Raw genomic sequence first — 16,478 nt, 5'->3', positions numbered from 1 at the left:
GGACCGCATGGCGCGCGCCCCATAAGGCCCAAGACCAATTCAATATTTCTTTAAACGCGGGCGAGGGGCCGTAGTCTGCCCGCCACCCGCGCTTGTCAGGCCGGAGCGGGGATGCTGAAGTGTCGCCCTCGAATGCGTAGCGTGGGAGGCGGCGCCGATGGACAGGATTCTCGAAGCCGCAAAGGCGATCGCGCTGGCGCGCCGCAACCACGCGCCGCTCGCGCCGCTGAAGCGTCCCCCGGTCGATGAAGCCGAGGGCTATCAGGTCCAGCGCGCCCTGCACGATCTCCTGCTGCCCCATGTCGGGCCGCTCGTCGGCTACAAGATCGGTTGCACCAGCCAGGTGATGCAGGACTACATCGGAATCCCGCATCCCTGCGGCGGCGGCGTGTTCCAGAACGGCGTCCACGAGAGCGGCGCGAAGCTCGCCGCTTCCAACTATGTCCGCGTCGGCGTCGAATGCGAGATCGCGGTCCGGCTGAAGCGCGACCTTGCCGCCGGCGAGGCGCCGTTCACGGCCGAATGGGTCGGCGAGGCCGTCGAAGCCTACCATCCCGCGATCGAGATCGTCGACGATCGCTACGTGAAGTGGGAGACGACGGGCGCGCCGACCCTGATCGCAGACGATTTCTTCGCCGCCGGTTGCGTGCTGGGACCCCTGGTTCCGCGCTCGTCCGTGCCGGATCTGATGGCGGTGAAAGGCCGCGCCATCGTCAACGACGAGGAGGTGAGCCAAGGCACCGGCGCCGACGTGCTCGGTCACCCCCACAACGCGCTCGCCTGGCTCGCCAACCACCTCGCCGCCGAAGGCAAGAGCCTGCACGCGGGGCAACTCGTGCTCACCGGCAGCCTGGTGAAGACGCTCTGGCTGAAGGCCGGCGACAAGGTGCGGATGGAGCTGGACGGGCTCGGAACGGTGGAGGCGGAGTTTACGTGAGGCGTTGCGGTACCCTCCGCGGTCGTTCCCCGCGAAGGCGGGAATCCCGTAGGCCAAGGCCTTTCGGTTCATCACTGATGTCTCGGAATACTGGATCGCCCGCCTTCGCGGGCGATGACAGTTGAGAGGGCTGACTGCGCTCGGCCAAGCTCGTCTTGCGAGGAGCTCTTGCGACGAAGCAATCCAGAGTCTTTCCGCGGAGGCAGTCTGGATTGCTTCGCTTCGCTCGCAATGACGGAGTATGGGAGCACGACTTCGTTCATTCCATTGAGACCACAATCACGGACGCGCCTTCTCATCCTCGCGGCATCTTCCGCCCGAGTCTTGCAATCGTCTCGCCCTCCTGAAGAAGGCGCAGGGAAGGCCGGGCGCCGGCTGGCACCCGCAATCCCGTGTGCGAAGGATACGCGCACGGGTGGATCACAGGTGACGCCGGGACATCCCGGCCTTCCCTGCGCGAATGGTTTTAACGGTGTCCTTCGTGCTCTCCTCGGGGAGCGATGCACTATTGCCCCCGTCGCCTTGCGGATGGCTGATGCGCGCGCCCGGTCGGGCAGTTCGCATCACCGCACGGCTTGACGCACAGACCCCGGGCGTCAGGACCACACGACTTCTCCGTCCGCGCACATCCTCGCCGGACCCTCGATGGCTGGCGTTGCGCTCACCATCGAGACCTGCGCGAAAACGCTGTCAGCGTCGTGTCGTATCGCGCACGCGGCTGCTCACGGAATTCCCGCCCTGCAACCAACATTGCGCGCCGACGCCGTCGCGGCCACCGCATTCCATCCCGCGTTCCGTGACGATCGCGATACGCCCCTCTTGTGGAATGGAGTGGCAGGAGCGAGTCAACAGGAATTTTTAAAAATCCGAAATTGCGGAGGGGCGATTTGAGCTTTGATAGCAAAACTGCTATAAGTCACGGAGCGGGAAATGACCGGCCGTAAGCCGACAATTTGGATTGGCTCTTCCCTGCACGATCTGCGGGCATTTCCGGACGAGGTTCGCCGCGTCATGGGATTTGCGATCGACGATGCGCAGAACGGTTCGGAGCATCCGCGCGTCAAGGCGTTGAAAGGATTTGGTGGGAGGAGCGTGCTTGAAGTGGTCGATGACTTCGACGGCGACACCTTCAGGGCGGTCTACACGGTTCGCTTTGCCGGCAGGATCTATGTTCTTCATGCTTTTCAGAAGAAGTCGAAGAGGGGAAGCGAAACGCCCAAGCATCATCGACCTCATCAGGGCGCGTTTGAAGCTCGCCGAGGCTCACTACCATGAGAATTACGTCAAGGAAGTCCGCAAATGAGCGATGACAAGAACATCACGGTCGGCAGCGATAATGTGTTTGCTGATCTCGGCTTTGCCAATCCCGAGGAGGAACTGCTCAAGGCCAAGCTCGTTCGTGAAATTCGCGATATCCTCAAGCGTCGGAAATTCACTCAGGCAAAGGCCGCAACTTTGTTGGGTCTGAAGCAGCCCGACGTTTCCAGCCTTGTCACCGGGCGTGTCGGCAAGTTCTCGATCGAACGTCTGGTGCGCTGCCTGGATCGGCTGGACTACAAGGTCGATTTGGTCGTGCGTCAGAAGCCGCGGCGCGGCTCGTCGCGGCAAGCTATTGAGCAACTGAGAGTCTTTCCGCGGCGACAGTCTCGATTGCTTCGCAATGACCGAGGCTGAGGCCGAGCTTGAGTGCACCAACTGGCCGTAAAGCCATGAGCTCGCAGCCGCCTTTCGCAAATACATGCGGCCCTCGCCAGGGGAGCTAGCGAGGGCCGCGTCGTACATCGTCGTTCGCGCCTAGGTTCGCGAACACGATGTGGGAGCTCTTAAAGAGGCTTAGAAGGGCAGCAGCACGTCCATGACCTGCTGGCCGTAGCGCGGCTGTTGCACGTCCATGATCTGGCCGCGGCCGCCATAGGCGATGCGGGCCTGCGCGATCTTGCTTGAATCGATGGTGTTGTCGCTCTGGATGTCTTCGGGGCGGACGATGCCGGCGACCACGAGCTCGCGGATCTCGTAGTTGACACGGATCTCCTGCTTACCCTCGACCACGAGGTTGCCGTTCGGCAGCACCTGCGTTACAACCGCGGCGACGTTGGTCTGTAACGCTTCCTGGCGGTTGACCGAGCCCTTGCCGTCGGCTGAGGACGTCGAGTCAGTAGTGAGGAGACGTCCGGGGAGAACCTTGAGCGGCTGCGTGACTGTCTGGCTGCCGATGAAGTCCGTAATCCCTGAGTCTTCCTTGCTGGTCCGGCTGCGCTGGGTCTCGTTGGAGAGGTTGGCCTTGTCCGTGATGTTCACGGTCACGGTCAGGAGGTCGCCGACCTGGCGGGCGCGCTGGTCCTTGAAGAAGGCGCGGCTGCCGTTACGCCACAGCGAGTTCGGATTGTAGGAGGCGACTTCCGGCTTCGGCATCGGCATCTGCACCGGCTTGTAGCCGGGCTGCGTCGTCGGATTGTCGATCGCCGACAATTTCGGTTGCTCGCCGATCTGCGACAGGCGGTCGATCGAGGAGCAGCCGGTTGCCAGCGCGCAAGTCGCCAGCAGCAGGGCAGAGATCGCGATGCGACGAAGACGGGAAGCCGAACTGAACGGAGACATGACTTACTCTGACTTGGCTGGAGCTTGCGAGACGCGAACTTGCGGAATTTGGGCTTGTGCGATTTGGGCCGTAGACACGGGCGCCTGGACCAGGCTTTGGGCGAGGGCTGCGGCCGCCGACACATCGTCACGCTTGATCGACGAGGTCTGCTCGACCGCGGGCGCCATCGGTGCGGACTGGCTTGCGCCCTGGACCGTGACCTGGCCGCGGCCGGTGACGACGCCGGTCAGCGTGCGCTTGGATTGCGGATTGAGCACGCTGACGGTGTCGCCCTCGGCGCCGCTCTCGATCGCCTTGCCGCGCGTGGTGAGATAGAGGCCGGGCACCTGGTAGATGATGGTGACGGTCTGATCGCGCACCACGAAGTCAGGCTTGACGATGTCGGCGACACGGATCGGCATGCCCGCGCGCATCGGCCGGCGCAGCTGCATGCCGACGGTACGATCGCGCAAAGCGGGCTCGCCGGTGACCTCGGCCTTCGGCCGCCGCTCCAGCGAGACGTCGGAGGATTTCAGGAGCTCGGTGCGGTCGATGTCGCGCGTCAGCACGGCCACTTCCACCGTCTCGATCGCGGTGCCGGTGAAGCGGAGCTTGGTCGGCGCCGGATTGTTGTCGTTGTTGATCTCGAAGGCGACGTCGAAACGGCCGCTGCGGGCGTCGTAGCGGGTTGAGACCGGTTGGAGCGCACCAGTGTTGGAGGCGTCCAGCCGCATGTCGGAGATGCCGCGGTCGAACGTGACCGTGATGTTGGCGGCGTCGCCAAGGCCGAAGCGGCGCTCGAGCGTCGAGGCGACCGCGGCTTCGAGGTCCTTGCTGGCGAGCGTGCGGGCGAGGCGGGTGACCTGGACCTCCTTGATGTCGCCGGTCATCACGCCGATCACCTGTTTGGCGCGGAGCACCGACAGCACTTGCGCGACCGTCAGCGTGCCGGTGGTGCCGAGATCGGGCGAGCGGTAGACCGGGATCAGCGCGGCCGACCCTGCGTTGTCGATGAGATCGCCGACCCGCACCACGTCCGAGGTCACGCTGACGCTCGCGCGCAGCGTCGGCGCTGCGATGAAATCGTCGGCTGCCGCTGCCGGCAGCGCCAGCGCGAGAAGAGCGGAGATCGTGGCGAGGGTGGTCCGGATCATCGTCATCACCTCAGCGGAACAGCGCCGTGGTCGATTGCATCATCTGGTCGGCGGCGCTGATCACCTTGGCGTTCATCTCGTAGGCGCGCTGGGCCGCGATCAGGTCGCTCATCTCCGAGACGACGTCGACATTGGCCTGCTCGAGGCTTCCTTGCGTGATGTTGCCGTAACCTTCGGCCGTCGCGGTGCCGTCCTGGGGCGGGCCGGAGGAGGGCGTCTCGGTGAACTGATTGCTGCCGACGGGCTGGAGGCCCGCCTTGTTGATGAAGCGGGTCAGGCCGATCTGGCCGAGGATGGTCGAGGTCGACGAGCCCGGCAGCGTCACCGAGACCTGGCCCTGGACGTTGACGGTCAGGCCCGAGGCGTTGTTCGGGATCGTGATCGTCGGCTGCACCGGATTGCCCTGCGCGGTGACGATGCGGCCCTGATTGTCCATCTGGAAGGTGCCGTCGCGGGTGTACTGGTAGGTGCCGTCGGGCATCAGGATCTTGAAGAAGCCTTCGCCCGAGACCGCGAGGTCGAGATCGTTGCCGGTCTGCGACAGCGTGCCCTGCGTCATGCTGCGCGGCGTGCCGACGGTCTTGACGCCGCCGCCGATGTCGACGCCCACCGGCAGGATGGTGCCCTGGTCGGACGACTGTGCGCCGACGCGGCGGACGTGCTCGTAGATCAGGTCCTGGAACGCCGCGGTCTGCTTCTTGAAGCCGGTGGTGCGCAGGTTGGCGATGTTGTTGGAGATCACCTGAACGTTGAGTTCCTGTGCCGCCATTCCGGTCGCTGCGGTGTGAAGCGCCTGCATGTCAGTTCTCCCTCAATCAGGCCGGAACGTCGGCGAGCTTCTCGATCGCCGATTTGTGGAGGTCGCTCTGCTGCTGGAGCAGGTTGGCGATGGCGGTGTAGCTGCGCATGATTTCGACCATGCGGCTCATCTCGCCGACCGCATTGACGTTCGATTTCTCGACGTAGCCCTGGCGCACGCTGGACTTGGTGTCGGCCTGCGGGACGGCGGAGCCCACGTCATAGAGGTTGGCGCCGAGCTTGGTCAGCTTGGTCGGATCGTCGAACGCGGCCATGCGGATCTTGCCGCGGATCGAGTCGGTCTTCGCCGTGCCCTCGAGCACCGTGATGGTGCCGTCGGGTGCGACGTTGATGTCGTGGTCGGTTGGCTGGAAGGTGATCGGGCCGCTGGTGCCGAGCACGAGGTTGCCGTCGGAGGTGACGAGCTGGCCGGTGCTGTTGAGCGAGAATTTGCCGTCGCGGGTGTAACGCTCGCCGCCATTGGCCTGCACCGCGAAATAGGCGTTGCCGTCGATCGCCATGTCGAGTGGGTTGTTGGTCGGCTCCATCGGCCCCTGGCCGACGTCGCGGAAGGTGCCGCGGTCCTGCACATAGGAGACCCGGCGGTCGGAGCCGATGAAATTGTCCTCACGCGCGTTCGAGTTGAGGAACTCCTCGAACAACGAATGGTCGGCCTTGAAGCCGTTGGTATTGGCATTGGCGACGTTGTTGGCGATGACATCCATCTGCCGTTCCAACGTCATCTGCCGTGACAAGCCGATCAGAAGCGCGTTCTGCATCGGAAATCTCCCCTGAGTGAGATCTGCCACCTCGCTCTCCCAAGCGCCTTGGCGGACCCCGTGAACGAGACCGTCTGGTTCTCCCAAACCGTCAGGTCTCGGCCCTTTCTCAGCGAAAGCCGTGCCAACTCGAAAAATTGTGTAATTTCAATCCGTTGATTGGTTTAGAGGGGCGCGGGAGGGCGGCAGAAAGGTTCTGTTAGCCATGTTTGCCCGGCAGATTTTTCCTAGCGAAGGCCCAATCGAAAGATTCCGTTAACCATTATTACCGTAGCGTTTGCCATGAAGAGGAGCGCATTGCGCCGGGGGCATTTGTATCGCGTCACTGTCTGAGGCTTCGCTCTATCGACCCCTTTGAGAGATCCGGGCGCGGCGACCATGGCAGAGAACGAAGCGGAAGGCGGTGCAGCCGCCGAGGGCGCGGAAGCCGCTCCGCCGAAGAACAAGCTCAAGCTCATCATCATGGCCATCGGCCTGCTCGCCGTCCTCGGCGGCGGTGCTGCGACCTGGTTCTTCTTCGTCCGTCACGGCGATGACGAGCACCATGCCGAGGCGGCGCCGCCGCCAAAGCCGCCGGCTTTCGTCGACGTCCCCGATATGATGGTCAACCTCGCCGGCGCGCCCGGCGAGCGGGTGCAATATCTGCGGCTGAAGATCGTGCTGGAGTTGAAGGAAGAGAAGCAGATCGAGGCGATCAAGCCGACCATGCCGCGCGTCACCGACATCTTCCAGACCTATGTGCGGGAACTGCGCCCCTCTGACCTCAACGGTTCCGCCGGCATCTTCCGTCTCAAGGAGGAGCTGACCAAGCGCGTCAACGCGGCGGTTGCCCCGATCCAGGTCAGCGCGGTGCTGTTCAAGGAAGTCGTGGTGCAGTGAGGGTAATGAGCTAGCACCATGGCCGGCAACGAGCAGATGGACCAGGATGCGATTGCCGCCCAATGGGAGGCCTCGCTCGACTCCGAGGATCCTGCGGAGGCCGCGAAGGCTGCCGCCGAGAACGAATTATCCGAGACCATGGCCCTGCAATGGGCGGCCATGGTCGAGGACGGCAGCCGCGACCTCGGCACCGGCAAGAACTCCGGCGAGCGGGTGCTATCGCAGGAGGAGATCGACAATCTCCTCGGCTTCACCGTCGGCGACGTCACGCTCGACGACCATTCCGGCATTCGCGCGATCATCGATTCGGCGATGGTCTCCTACGAGCGTCTGCCGATGCTCGAAATCGTCTTCGACCGCCTGGTGCGGCTGTTGACGACGAGCTTGCGCAATTTCACCTCCGACAACGTCGAAGTCTCGCTCGACCGCATCACCTCGGTGCGCTTCGGCGACTACATGAACTCGATCCCGCTGCCGGCCGTGCTCTCGGTGTTCAAGGCCGAGGAGTGGGAAAACTTCGGCATGGCAACGGTCGATTCCAACCTGATCTACTCGATGATCGACGTGCTGCTCGGCGGTCGCCGCGGCACCAGCCAGCTCCGCATCGAGGGGCGGCCCTACACCACGATCGAGACCGAACTGGTCAAGCGGCTGGTCGAGGTGGTGCTGGCCGACGCCGAGCAGGCGTTCCGGCCGCTGTCCCCGGTGACCTTCACGATCGACCGGCTCGAGACCAATCCGCGTTTCGCCGCGATCAGTCGTCCCGCCAACGCCGCGATCCTGGTGCGCCTGCGCATCGACATGGAGGATCGCGGCGGCAACATCGAGCTGCTGCTGCCTTATGCGACCATCGAGCCGATCCGGGGCGTCCTGCTCCAGATGTTCATGGGCGAAAAGTTCGGCCGCGACCCGGTCTGGGAGGGGCATTTCGCCACCGAGATCGTGCAGGCCGAGATCGCCGTCGATGCCGTGCTCTACGAGGCCGACATTCCGCTCAAGCAGCTGATGCGGCTCAAGGTCGGCGACACGCTGCCGCTCGAGATGCGCGCGGATGCCAACGTGTCGGTGCGCTGCGGCAGCGTCACGCTGACCGAAGGACGGATGGGTCGGGTCGGCGACCGCGTCGCGATCCGCGTGACGAAACCCCTGCGCAAGCCAAGTACGACACTTGCGATGTTCGAGAAGGTGGACGAGCAGAACAAGATGATGGAGGCCCCATGAACCACTCCCTGGGAATGGCGATCGAGTCGTTGGTGGCTATCTTGCTGATGCTGACGATCGTCTACTGCGTCATGCTCAACAAGCGCCTGACGCGGTTGAAGGCGGACGAGCATTCGCTGAAGGCGGTGATCGGCGAGCTGATCACCGCGACCGAGATCGCCGAGCGCGCGATCGGCGGGCTGAAGCTCGCCGTGCGCGACGTCAACGAGAACCTCGGCAGCCAGCTTGCGGCGGCGACCCAGATGTCCGACCAGCTCTACAAGCAGCTCGGCGAAGCCGACAACGTGGTGCGGCGCCTGTCCAAGATCGCGATCGCCGCGCGCCCCGTGACCAATCCGGAAATGGTTGCTGCGCCCGCGGCCAAGCCTTCGTCGGCGAAGGCGGTGGCGGCGGCGGCCGAAGCTTTCTCCGAGCGCCGACGATCCAACGGCCTTGCCGCATGAAGTCAGGGTATGAAGTCCTTTCGTAACATCCGCGTCATCCCGGTCGTCCTGGTTGCCGTCGCAGGTCTCGCCACGCTGAAGGTGGCGGGCCTCGTGATCAATGGCGGCTACGTGTTCGACTACAAGCCGAACCAGGCCAAGAAATCCTGGGCGCAGGAGAATCTGAACTTCCCGACCGGTCGCGAGGACCCCGACATCACCGGATCGACCCATGGCGCGCCGAAGGAGGCGCCGAAACCGGCTGCTCCCGAGACCAAGCCCGAAGGCACCGTGGTCAAGATGGACGAGGCCCAGCCGCAGGTCTCGGCCTCCGAGCGCGCGATCCTCGAGCGGTTGCAGGCACGCCGCCAGGAGATCGAGGCCCGCCAGCGCGAGATCGACATCCGCGAGAGCCTGCTGAAATCGGCCGAGAAGCGCATCGAGAACAAGGTCGAGGAGATGAAGGCGGTGGAAACCCGCATCTCCGCGACCCAGGCCGAGCAGAAGGCGGCCGAAGCCCAGCGCATGAAGGGCCTCGTCATCATGTATGAGGGCATGAAGCCGAAGGATGCCGCACGGGTATTCGACCGGCTCGAGATGGGCGTGCTGATCGAGATCGCCTCGGCCATCGCGCCGCGGAAGATGGCGGACATCCTCGGGCTGATGTCGCCCGAGGCCGCCGAGCGGCTCACGGTCGAGATGGCCCGCCGGGCCAATGGCGGCGGGGATCAGTCCGCCTTGGCCGGCGATCTGCCCAAGATCGACGGCAAGCCGACGCAAAAGCCGAATTGAGACGCCTTGCGTGTCTAGTTCGCGAACGCCTGTTGCGCCCTGCGAACAGGCGGGCGCAACTGCTTCTCAACGCGAGGAAGAGTTTTGAGCTGCTGCTTGATCAGCGCGGCCTTTGTGACGCGAGTCACGAGCTGCAGCGTGCTATGGCAACAGGAGCATTCATATACTTTCAGGGCATATCCTCTGGCGATCGGAACGATCGCTACGACCGCTCTTGCCCTGCTACACACAATGCAACCGGCTTCTCCGCTCATTGATTACCCCCAAAGCTAACCAATCGATTCGTATCGCCGAGATCACATCTGATTCAGAGTCGCGTGCGAAGCGCAACGCCTCGAAGGTTGTGAGTGCGCATGCTCAGCAACTCATCAAGGCAGCACATCAAGCTCCCGTTGCGGGTGCAGCTGCGGCAGGCGGCATCTTCTGAGACTGCGGTGACTTGACGCGCGCAGGTGTGAAGTGGCGGACAGTGGCGCTCAAGGCGCCGTCGTAGGCTTCGGCCATTCGCAATCAGCAGCGCAGGAGGAGGAGGCCATGAACTGCTCGTCCGCAGCAGAGCGCGTAATCGAGGCCGTCAGCCGGCTCCTCCTAGCGGCGATGACGTCCGCCTGGACATCCGCGCTAAGCCATCAGCATGCAGCGCCGCCCGAGGGCGACGACAGCAACGATGATGAATCTTCTCTCGGTCAAGAGAGCTCCTCCGCGCTGGATGGAGCCGGCAATCGACACTGAAGCAATCGACACTGAAGACGCCACCGGCTTGCGGGCGTCACACGATCAGATCGTGTAGCACATGGCCCTGAACTGTACCTGCACCGTAAGCTGGATCAACATCAGGTGGGGATGTTTCAGGCACGGATGCCGGCTCGGACCCGTGGAATGTCCCAGCGTGGTCGTGATGACCGGCGAGGTCTGAGAGATGATCCAGCCCCGCGCTGTGCTGTGAACCCTGCGAAGCGTCATCCTTGAACTGGAACGAGTCGCCGAGCTGCTGCGGATTGGCGGGCTTTAGCCCGGACGCTCCATGGGGCGGGTCGTGCTGCTCGGCCGCCTCGCTTGAGGGCGAATGGTTGGCACCAGCCGTCGATGACTTCAGAAGCCCGGGGTTGAGCGTCGTCTTTGCCGTGTCATCGCTGGGATGACCAGCCGCCTGGGCGGCGTTTCCGGGGGGCGAGACGCCATGATTCCCAGCATCGCTGCTCCCCAGCGCAAGCCCGTGCCCGGCGTGCAGTTCGGCGGCGTTGTGGGCAAAATTCAGCGCGGCGATGGCGATGTCAGGCATCTGGCCGCTTCCGGAAATCGCGCCATCTTTGCCGGCCGTCGTGTCGGGTGCCGCCAAGTGGCTGAAGACAAAGCTGACCTCCGTCGGTGCGGCCATGTGCTGCGAGATGGTAGACGGTCCGCTGGCTGAGGGAGCTACCGCAGTTTCGATCGCGTATGTTTGCTCGTCGGCTGAACTGGAGAGGCTGGAATATTCGGTCCCTTCGGTCTGGTCCCAGCTCCAATTCAGGCTGGAGGTCGCCTCGCTTGACTGGATTGTGGAACTCCCATCGGCGGAGATCGTGCCGTCGCCGCTCCCGGAATCGGAGGAGACCTCGGAGGCGGTCGTCGTCACGGCGGTCGCATCACTCTGCGCGGTTGCGGTGAGGTCGAGCAGTTCGCTGGCAGCCGCCATCACAGGCGCCGCAGCCGGCGCCAGGATGAAGTCCGACGCGTCGATGGTTGCAATCCCCTGCAAATGGACTTCGAGCAGACCGGAATCGCCGATGTGCAAGGTCTGGTCCGTTGCATTGACGTACACGATGGTTTCATTCGCCGCGCTGTCATAGAGCCAGGCGATGGTATGTGCCGGCACGGCCGTGTTGGTTGAGCTCAAGGCCAAGATGACGAACCCAAGCGCGCCAAGAGCGGTCAAGTCGATCTTGTCGGCCCCCGAGGCGAAGTCGGTGATCGTGTCGAACTGGCTTGCGTTGGAATCGGCTACGAACAAATAAGTGAAGCGGTCGTTGCCATTGCTGCCGGTGAGTTGGTCCGCACCAAATCCACCGATTATGGTGTCGCTGCCGTTGTTGCCGTTGATCGTATCGTTGCCCGAGCCCCCGTAGATGACGTCATCGCCGTCGTTGCCTTTGATCGTGTCATTGCCGGAGCCGCCGTAGAGAACGTCCGCTTTGCCGGTGCCATTGACGGTATCACTGCTGGCTCCCGCATAGATGATCTGACCTGTGTCGCCGCCGCCCGCGATGGTTTCGCTCCCCGGCGTTCCATACACGTTGGGGGGATCGGAGATCACGACGGATCCGGTCGCCAGATTATCAAAATCGTTGGGGTCTGCGTCACTGGCGCCATGGATGGCGATGGTCACCGCCTGGGTGGTGCCATCGATGGAAGTTACCGTGAAAGTGTCGGTCAACGTGTCGCCGACATCGAGCGCCTGAACCACGCTATTGTTGTTGTCGAGCGTGTAAGTCCATACGCCGGCTGCCGTCATGGTGAAGGTGCCGTATCCGTCGTCGCTCGCAACAGGCGAAGAGACCGCGGTGAAAGTGTTCGGCGCGTTATCGACGTCTGTATCGGTGAGCGTGCCGGTCGCGACGGGAGCGCCGGGCGAGGAAGTTCCTGCCTCGATCACTGAGCCGGTTGTCGTGCCTGAAATGATGGCCGCGTCGTTGGTGCCATTGATGATGACCGTCACCACCTGCGGCGTGCCGTCGAGAGTTGTGACAGTGAAACTGTCAGTGAGCGTGCCGCCGACATTGAGCGCCTGCACCGCGCCGTTGGCGTTGTCGAGCGTGTAGGCCCACACGCCGGCGGCGGTTATTGTAAAGGTGCCATAGCCACTCGTGCTTGCCTTGGGTGAACTCACGGTTGTGAAGGTGTTGGACGCATTGTCGACGTCGGCGGCAACCAGCGTGCCCGTTGCGCTCGGTGCGCCTGGTGTCGCGTTGGCAACGCCTCCGGCCTCGGTCACCGAGCCGGCCGTGGTCCCGGAAATGACGGCAGCATCGTTGCTGCCATGGATGGTGACCGTCACCACTTGGGCGGTTCCGTCGAGCGTGGTCACTGTGAACGTGTCGGTCAGTGTCTGGCCGGCATTGAGCGCCTGCACTGCGGCGTTGGCGTTGTCGAGCGTGTAGGTCCACACGCCCGCTGCCGTCATGGTGAAGGTGCCGTAGCCGGCGGCGCTTGCCGTTGGCGAGCCGACCGCCGTGAAAGCATTTGCGGTCGTGTCGACATCGGTGTCGGTGAGCGTGCCGGTCGCGGTGGGCGTGCCGGGGTTTGCATTGGCGATGCCGCCAGCCTCGATCACTGCGCCGGTCGTCGCGCCGGAGATGACCGCCGCATCACTGGCTCCGTGGATGGTGATCGTCACCACCTGGGCGGTGCCTCCGATCGTGGTCACCGTAAAGCTGTCGATGAGTGTGTCGCCGGCATTGAGCGCCTGCACAGCGGCGTTGCCGTTGTCCAAGGTGTAGGTCCACACGCCGGCCGCCGTCATCGTGAAGGTGCCATAGCCACCGGCGCTCGTTGTTGGCGAGCTCACCGTCGTGAACGTATTAGGCGGATCGTCGACGTCGGTGTCGGTGAGGGTGCCGGTCGCAATTGGCGTGCCTGGCGTTCCATTGGCGATGCCGCCAGCCTCGATCGTCGATCCGGTCGTGGTGCCGGAGATGATTGCGGCGTCGTTGACACCGTTGACGGTGATCGTGAAGGTCTGATTGACGGTGGTGTCTCCATCGGAGACCGTGATAACAAAACCGTCGGTCGTGGGCGCCTTCAGCGCGTTGATAGCGGCGTCATCAGGCACGAACGTATAGGCGCCGCTCGTGCTGTTGACGTAGAGTGTCCCGTAGGGGCTTGTCTTCGACAGATCGTAGGTCACTCCATTCAGGAGCGTATTGCCGGCGCTCGCCCCGATAACGCCGAAGATCAGCTGGCCGCTGCCGTTGGTGCTACTGGCACTGAAAGTCCCTGTCGTCGCAGTGAAGGTGTCAAACACCACCGTGTCGAGTTCAGCGGGCCCGGCTCCGGTGTTGAGCGTCGGCGGTAGACGTCCCAGAGGCTCGATAATGGCGAATGGCAACACAGTCGGCAACGTCTGCAGCTCCGGCGCGTCAGGCGGAACGAAGTTGATCGGCTGCAGCAGCTGGGATTTGACGAAGGGGGGCGTGCTCGAGCCATGCGGCCCTTGCCCTTGTGCTAGATTGGCGAGCACGTCCTGTTGCTCGGCACGCAACTCGTCCATCCGAGCGGCAGTGTTCGTGACCTGGTTGACACTGATGCTGGATCCTACTTTTTTGAGGATGATCGTCTCACCAGGATCTTCGACGATGATGTGTCGTGGGATCGGTTCCTTGGTCACGAGCTCAAATGCGCCGTGCGCAAGATCCTTGTAGGTGATGGAGTCGTCATCCAGGACTATGACATCCGGATCCGCGGCCTCGGCATTTTGCGCAGCCGAGAAAGTCAGTGCTGCAAGCGTCAGCATCCCGAAACCGCCCGCATGGCCTCGGGTGCGAATGCCTGCAATCGGCGTATTCAGCCGGAGAGACCCGGCTTCTGCCAGCCGGCCCAGTACGAAACTGAAGCTCCCTCGGGTCACGTCGAACAACGCTGTATGTGACATGCCTTCGACTTCGAAGACGAAGTCGTTCAGCGCGACGCGAGTGCCGCCGGAGATGTTGAAAAGAGTACCGTCGATGAAGCGAAGTGTGATCTGTCCGTCGGCATCGGTTTCGATCACGTCAGCCCGGTAGACAGGCGCACCAGCTACGGCCTGTGTGGCGACGCCGCTCGCTCGCGTGAGCGTACCGCAACCGATCATCGTATGAATGTGGCCGATGATCTGGACGGGCAGGGACGTGGCGGCCCCGTTACCAACCTGGATGTCGGACGCAACTGACATGGTTCGACCTCGCCTGGGTGATCGATTCAGGCTCGGCGTGCTGCCAGGGTCTTGCTCGGGGCGCCCTCGCCAATGGACAAAATATCCTGGGCGCTGGCAGCCCGAAGGCTTGCCCGCCGAAACAATCAAGTCTGCTTTAGAGAGAGACGCATTGCGCGGGGTACAGCGATGCGTACCGCCATTCCCGCCGTGTCCCCTCCCGCCAATGTGATTAAATTGACAAACGAGGCGTATTTAATATGTGGCGTTTACTTAACGTTGAGGATAAATTAGGCCGGTCGAGCAAATTAAACAACAATTATATTTATTGCAGCTGCGCTTCGCGGTTCAAAAATGGGCCAACGATAGCGACAGATCCTTCTCAGAAAGGGGGGATCATGTGCAGACCTACGACAGCCGCATTGGTGACCAGCTTCGTTTTGGCGCTTGCCAGTTTCTTGCCGAGTGCGGCTCGAGCGCAAATCGATTCCGCCAAGCCCGCCGTCGCTGACTCGTCATCCAAACCCATTGGCAAGGTGGTGGCGGCCACAGGCTCGGTCACGATTGAACATGCGGGCGCAGTGATCGTTCAGGCGAATGTGTCGGGTGAGCCCGGTCGGGCCAACGCGGGTGATCCCGTATATCTCGGTGACGTGGTGCGGACCGGAGCCGACGGCCGAGTCGGCATCAACTTTACCGACGGCACCTCGTTCAATCTATCGAGCAACGCCCGCATGGTGTTGGATCACTATGTGTATGAGCCGGACGGCAAGTCCAATGCGACCCTGTTCAATCTCGCCAAGGGGACGTTCACTTTTGTCGCTGGCAGTGTCGCAAAGACCGGCGACATGAAGGTCGAGACTCCGGTCGCCACGCTAGGGATTCGAGGCACGACGCCGCATATCGAGATTTCGGATGATGGGTCGGTCAAGTTTTCGACCCTGATCGAAGAGGGCAGCAAAAGTAAGCTCGTGAAGAAGTCGCCGTCGTCGGCGCAGCCCGAGTCCGATCGAAGCAGCAACCGCAGGCTCAACATCTGTCGGGGATGCTGAAAACTTTGTTGGCCTGAAGCCGCCGTGATGCCGGCTGCAACGCAGCCGGGCAGAGAAGACTGGGATTAGCGCTTCGTTCGCTCTCGGAGTTGGACGCCTGCTGTGAAAATGACCGCGAGAACCAGTGTCATCAAGGCCGTGATGCTCATTCTCATCGTCGTGCTGTCCAGCTCGTCGGCCTTGGCGCAGAAGCCGGAGAAGGGCAGCTCCCTCAAGAATGTTGAACTGTGTAACGGCTCAGATCGCGTGTCGCCCGAAGCTCGGATCGATGGCTGCACGGCGTTTATCGATGCGGGCGAAGGGACTGCGAACGGCTTCGCTATCGCCCACAACAACAGGGGCAATGCCTATAGCGCCAAAACCGACTACGAACGCGCGATCAAGGACTTCGTCGAAGCGACCAGACTCAATCCAAATTATGCGAAAGCCTTCAACAACCTCGGCGTGGCCTATCTGAGGAAGGGCGCGCACGACCTGGCCCTGGGCGCTTTTCAGGAGGCGCTCAAGCTCAACCCAAACTATGGGGCTGCTTTTGCCAACCGTGCGGCAGCCCATCTGAAGAGGAATGCGTACGAGCGCGCAGCGCAGGACTATGACGAGGCAATTCGCCTCGATCCGAATCTGGAGGCGGTGTGGAGCGGACGCTGTTGGGCCCGAGCCGTCCTCGGCGCTTTGCAGGCTGCGCTGGACGACTGCGACAGGGCGCTTCGATCGGAAGCAAACAACGCCGCAACATACGATTCGCGAGCTCTGATAAATCTAAAGATGGGGCAACTCTCCGCGGCTATCGATGACTACAACTCAGCGCTGCGGTTCGCGCCCAAGCTTGCGAGCGCGCTCTACGGCCGCGGGGTTGCCAGGCTCAAGCTCGGCGACAGAGCCGGCGGCGATAGCGATATTTCGGCGGCAAGACGGATCGACGCTGGAATCCGCGAGGACTTTGCCCGCTATGGAGTGCCGTCGAACGATTGACCAATCGCG

The 16,478-nt window shown here is 62.8% G+C and carries 14 protein-coding genes; 9 read left to right on the top strand and 5 right to left on the bottom strand.

The window, feature by feature from the left end:
* The first annotated feature begins 157 nt into the window (after window positions 1-157).
* The 3 genes from BLV07_RS41320 (at window position 158) to BLV07_RS41305 (ending at window position 2,611) form a co-directional block, all read left to right on the top strand.
* A complete protein-coding gene (locus BLV07_RS41320) occupies window positions 158-937 on the top strand; it encodes a 2-keto-4-pentenoate hydratase (protein ID WP_091898022.1) in 780 nt (259 codons plus the stop codon).
* 930 nt (window positions 938-1,867) lie between these two features.
* Window positions 1,868-2,212, top strand: a complete 345-nt coding sequence (locus BLV07_RS41310) for a type II toxin-antitoxin system RelE/ParE family toxin (protein WP_502690289.1) — start codon at window positions 1,868-1,870, stop codon at window positions 2,210-2,212.
* Window positions 2,213-2,236: 24 nt separating this feature from the next.
* Window positions 2,237-2,611: a helix-turn-helix domain-containing protein gene (locus BLV07_RS41305; RefSeq protein WP_091898020.1), complete on the top strand. Its 375-nt coding sequence runs from the start codon at window positions 2,237-2,239 to the stop codon at window positions 2,609-2,611.
* Window positions 2,612-2,770: 159 nt separating this feature from the next.
* On the opposite strand, the gene flgH is transcribed toward BLV07_RS41305, so the two are convergent.
* Genes flgH through flgF form a run of 4 tightly spaced genes read right to left on the bottom strand, consistent with a single transcriptional unit; the run spans window position 2,771 to window position 6,246 of the window.
* The gene (flgH, locus tag BLV07_RS41300; protein ID WP_091898018.1) at window positions 2,771-3,535 is read right to left on the bottom strand and encodes a flagellar basal body L-ring protein FlgH; all 765 of its coding nucleotides are present in this window, start codon (window positions 3,533-3,535) and stop codon (window positions 2,771-2,773) included.
* Between the two features lie 3 nt (window positions 3,536-3,538).
* Entirely contained in the window at window positions 3,539-4,669 is a 1,131-nt protein-coding gene (flgA, locus tag BLV07_RS41295; RefSeq protein WP_176946103.1) for a flagellar basal body P-ring formation chaperone FlgA, read from the bottom strand.
* Between the two features lie 10 nt (window positions 4,670-4,679).
* Window positions 4,680-5,468 carry a flagellar basal-body rod protein FlgG gene (gene flgG, locus BLV07_RS41290; RefSeq protein ID WP_091898014.1) on the bottom strand — a complete coding sequence of 263 codons (789 nt, stop codon included), beginning with the start codon at window positions 5,466-5,468 and terminating at the stop codon, window positions 4,680-4,682.
* Between the two features lie 16 nt (window positions 5,469-5,484).
* Window positions 5,485-6,246 carry a flagellar basal-body rod protein FlgF gene (gene flgF, locus BLV07_RS41285; RefSeq protein WP_091898012.1) on the bottom strand — a complete coding sequence of 254 codons (762 nt, stop codon included), beginning with the start codon at window positions 6,244-6,246 and terminating at the stop codon, window positions 5,485-5,487.
* A 378-nt stretch (window positions 6,247-6,624) separates the two neighbouring features.
* Between flgF and fliL the strand changes: the two genes are divergently transcribed.
* The 4 genes from fliL to BLV07_RS41265 are packed head-to-tail and all read left to right on the top strand — an operon-like array spanning window position 6,625 to window position 9,560.
* On the top strand, window positions 6,625-7,125 hold the full coding sequence (fliL, locus tag BLV07_RS41280; RefSeq protein WP_091898010.1) for a flagellar basal body-associated protein FliL: 501 nt from the start codon (window positions 6,625-6,627) through the stop codon (window positions 7,123-7,125).
* A gap of 18 nt (window positions 7,126-7,143) precedes the next feature.
* Window positions 7,144-8,346 carry a flagellar motor switch protein FliM gene (gene fliM / locus BLV07_RS41275; RefSeq protein ID WP_091898008.1) on the top strand — a complete coding sequence of 401 codons (1,203 nt, stop codon included), beginning with the start codon at window positions 7,144-7,146 and terminating at the stop codon, window positions 8,344-8,346.
* The gene (locus BLV07_RS41270) at window positions 8,343-8,789 is read left to right on the top strand and encodes a DUF6468 domain-containing protein (RefSeq protein ID WP_091898006.1); all 447 of its coding nucleotides are present in this window, start codon (window positions 8,343-8,345) and stop codon (window positions 8,787-8,789) included. The genes fliM and BLV07_RS41270 overlap by 4 nt, the downstream gene beginning before the upstream one ends.
* A gap of 9 nt (window positions 8,790-8,798) precedes the next feature.
* Window positions 8,799-9,560 (top strand): MotE family protein, encoded by a 762-nt coding sequence (locus BLV07_RS41265; protein WP_091898004.1) that lies wholly within the window; start codon window positions 8,799-8,801, stop codon window positions 9,558-9,560.
* Window positions 9,561-10,329: 769 nt separating this feature from the next.
* Here the strand turns inward: BLV07_RS41265 and BLV07_RS41255 are convergent.
* Window positions 10,330-14,466: a VCBS domain-containing protein gene (locus tag BLV07_RS41255; RefSeq protein ID WP_244551400.1), complete on the bottom strand. Its 4,137-nt coding sequence runs from the start codon at window positions 14,464-14,466 to the stop codon at window positions 10,330-10,332.
* Between the two features lie 404 nt (window positions 14,467-14,870).
* On the opposite strand from BLV07_RS41255, the gene BLV07_RS41250 reads away from it, so the two are divergent.
* Together BLV07_RS41250 and BLV07_RS41245 are read left to right on the top strand one after the other, a co-directional pair.
* On the top strand, window positions 14,871-15,497 hold the full coding sequence (locus BLV07_RS41250) for a FecR family protein (protein ID WP_349525623.1): 627 nt from the start codon (window positions 14,871-14,873) through the stop codon (window positions 15,495-15,497).
* A 108-nt stretch (window positions 15,498-15,605) separates the two neighbouring features.
* Window positions 15,606-16,469: a tetratricopeptide repeat protein gene (locus tag BLV07_RS41245; RefSeq protein ID WP_091897998.1), complete on the top strand. Its 864-nt coding sequence runs from the start codon at window positions 15,606-15,608 to the stop codon at window positions 16,467-16,469.
* Window positions 16,470-16,478 lie beyond the last annotated feature (9 nt).

It is taken from the genome of Bradyrhizobium sp. Rc2d, assembly GCF_900099855.1.
Lineage (GTDB): Bacteria > Pseudomonadota > Alphaproteobacteria > Rhizobiales > Xanthobacteraceae > Bradyrhizobium.
Note: the sequence above shows the minus strand (reverse complement) of the source record. Positions and strands in the feature narration are given on the sequence as shown.

What these genes read in the sequence shown, in the direction of transcription:
- BLV07_RS41265 (WP_091898004.1), top strand. Translation starts at nt 8,799, where the DNA reads ATGAAGTCCTTTCGTAACATCCGCGTCATCCCGGTCGTCCTGGTTGCC.
- BLV07_RS41255 (WP_244551400.1), bottom strand. Translation starts at nt 14,466, where the DNA reads ATGTCAGTTGCGTCCGACATCCAGGTTGGTAACGGGGCCGCCACGTCC.
- flgA (WP_176946103.1), bottom strand. Translation starts at nt 4,669, where the DNA reads ATGATCCGGACCACCCTCGCCACGATCTCCGCTCTTCTCGCGCTGGCG.
- fliL (WP_091898010.1), top strand. Translation starts at nt 6,625, where the DNA reads ATGGCAGAGAACGAAGCGGAAGGCGGTGCAGCCGCCGAGGGCGCGGAA.
- BLV07_RS41305 (WP_091898020.1), top strand. Translation starts at nt 2,237, where the DNA reads ATGAGCGATGACAAGAACATCACGGTCGGCAGCGATAATGTGTTTGCT.
- BLV07_RS41245 (WP_091897998.1), top strand. Translation starts at nt 15,606, where the DNA reads ATGACCGCGAGAACCAGTGTCATCAAGGCCGTGATGCTCATTCTCATC.
- BLV07_RS41270 (WP_091898006.1), top strand. Translation starts at nt 8,343, where the DNA reads ATGAACCACTCCCTGGGAATGGCGATCGAGTCGTTGGTGGCTATCTTG.
- BLV07_RS41310 (WP_502690289.1), top strand. Translation starts at nt 1,868, where the DNA reads ATGACCGGCCGTAAGCCGACAATTTGGATTGGCTCTTCCCTGCACGAT.
- fliM (WP_091898008.1), top strand. Translation starts at nt 7,144, where the DNA reads ATGGCCGGCAACGAGCAGATGGACCAGGATGCGATTGCCGCCCAATGG.
- BLV07_RS41320 (WP_091898022.1), top strand. Translation starts at nt 158, where the DNA reads ATGGACAGGATTCTCGAAGCCGCAAAGGCGATCGCGCTGGCGCGCCGC.
- flgG (WP_091898014.1), bottom strand. Translation starts at nt 5,468, where the DNA reads ATGCAGGCGCTTCACACCGCAGCGACCGGAATGGCGGCACAGGAACTC.
- flgH (WP_091898018.1), bottom strand. Translation starts at nt 3,535, where the DNA reads ATGTCTCCGTTCAGTTCGGCTTCCCGTCTTCGTCGCATCGCGATCTCT.
- flgF (WP_091898012.1), bottom strand. Translation starts at nt 6,246, where the DNA reads ATGCAGAACGCGCTTCTGATCGGCTTGTCACGGCAGATGACGTTGGAA.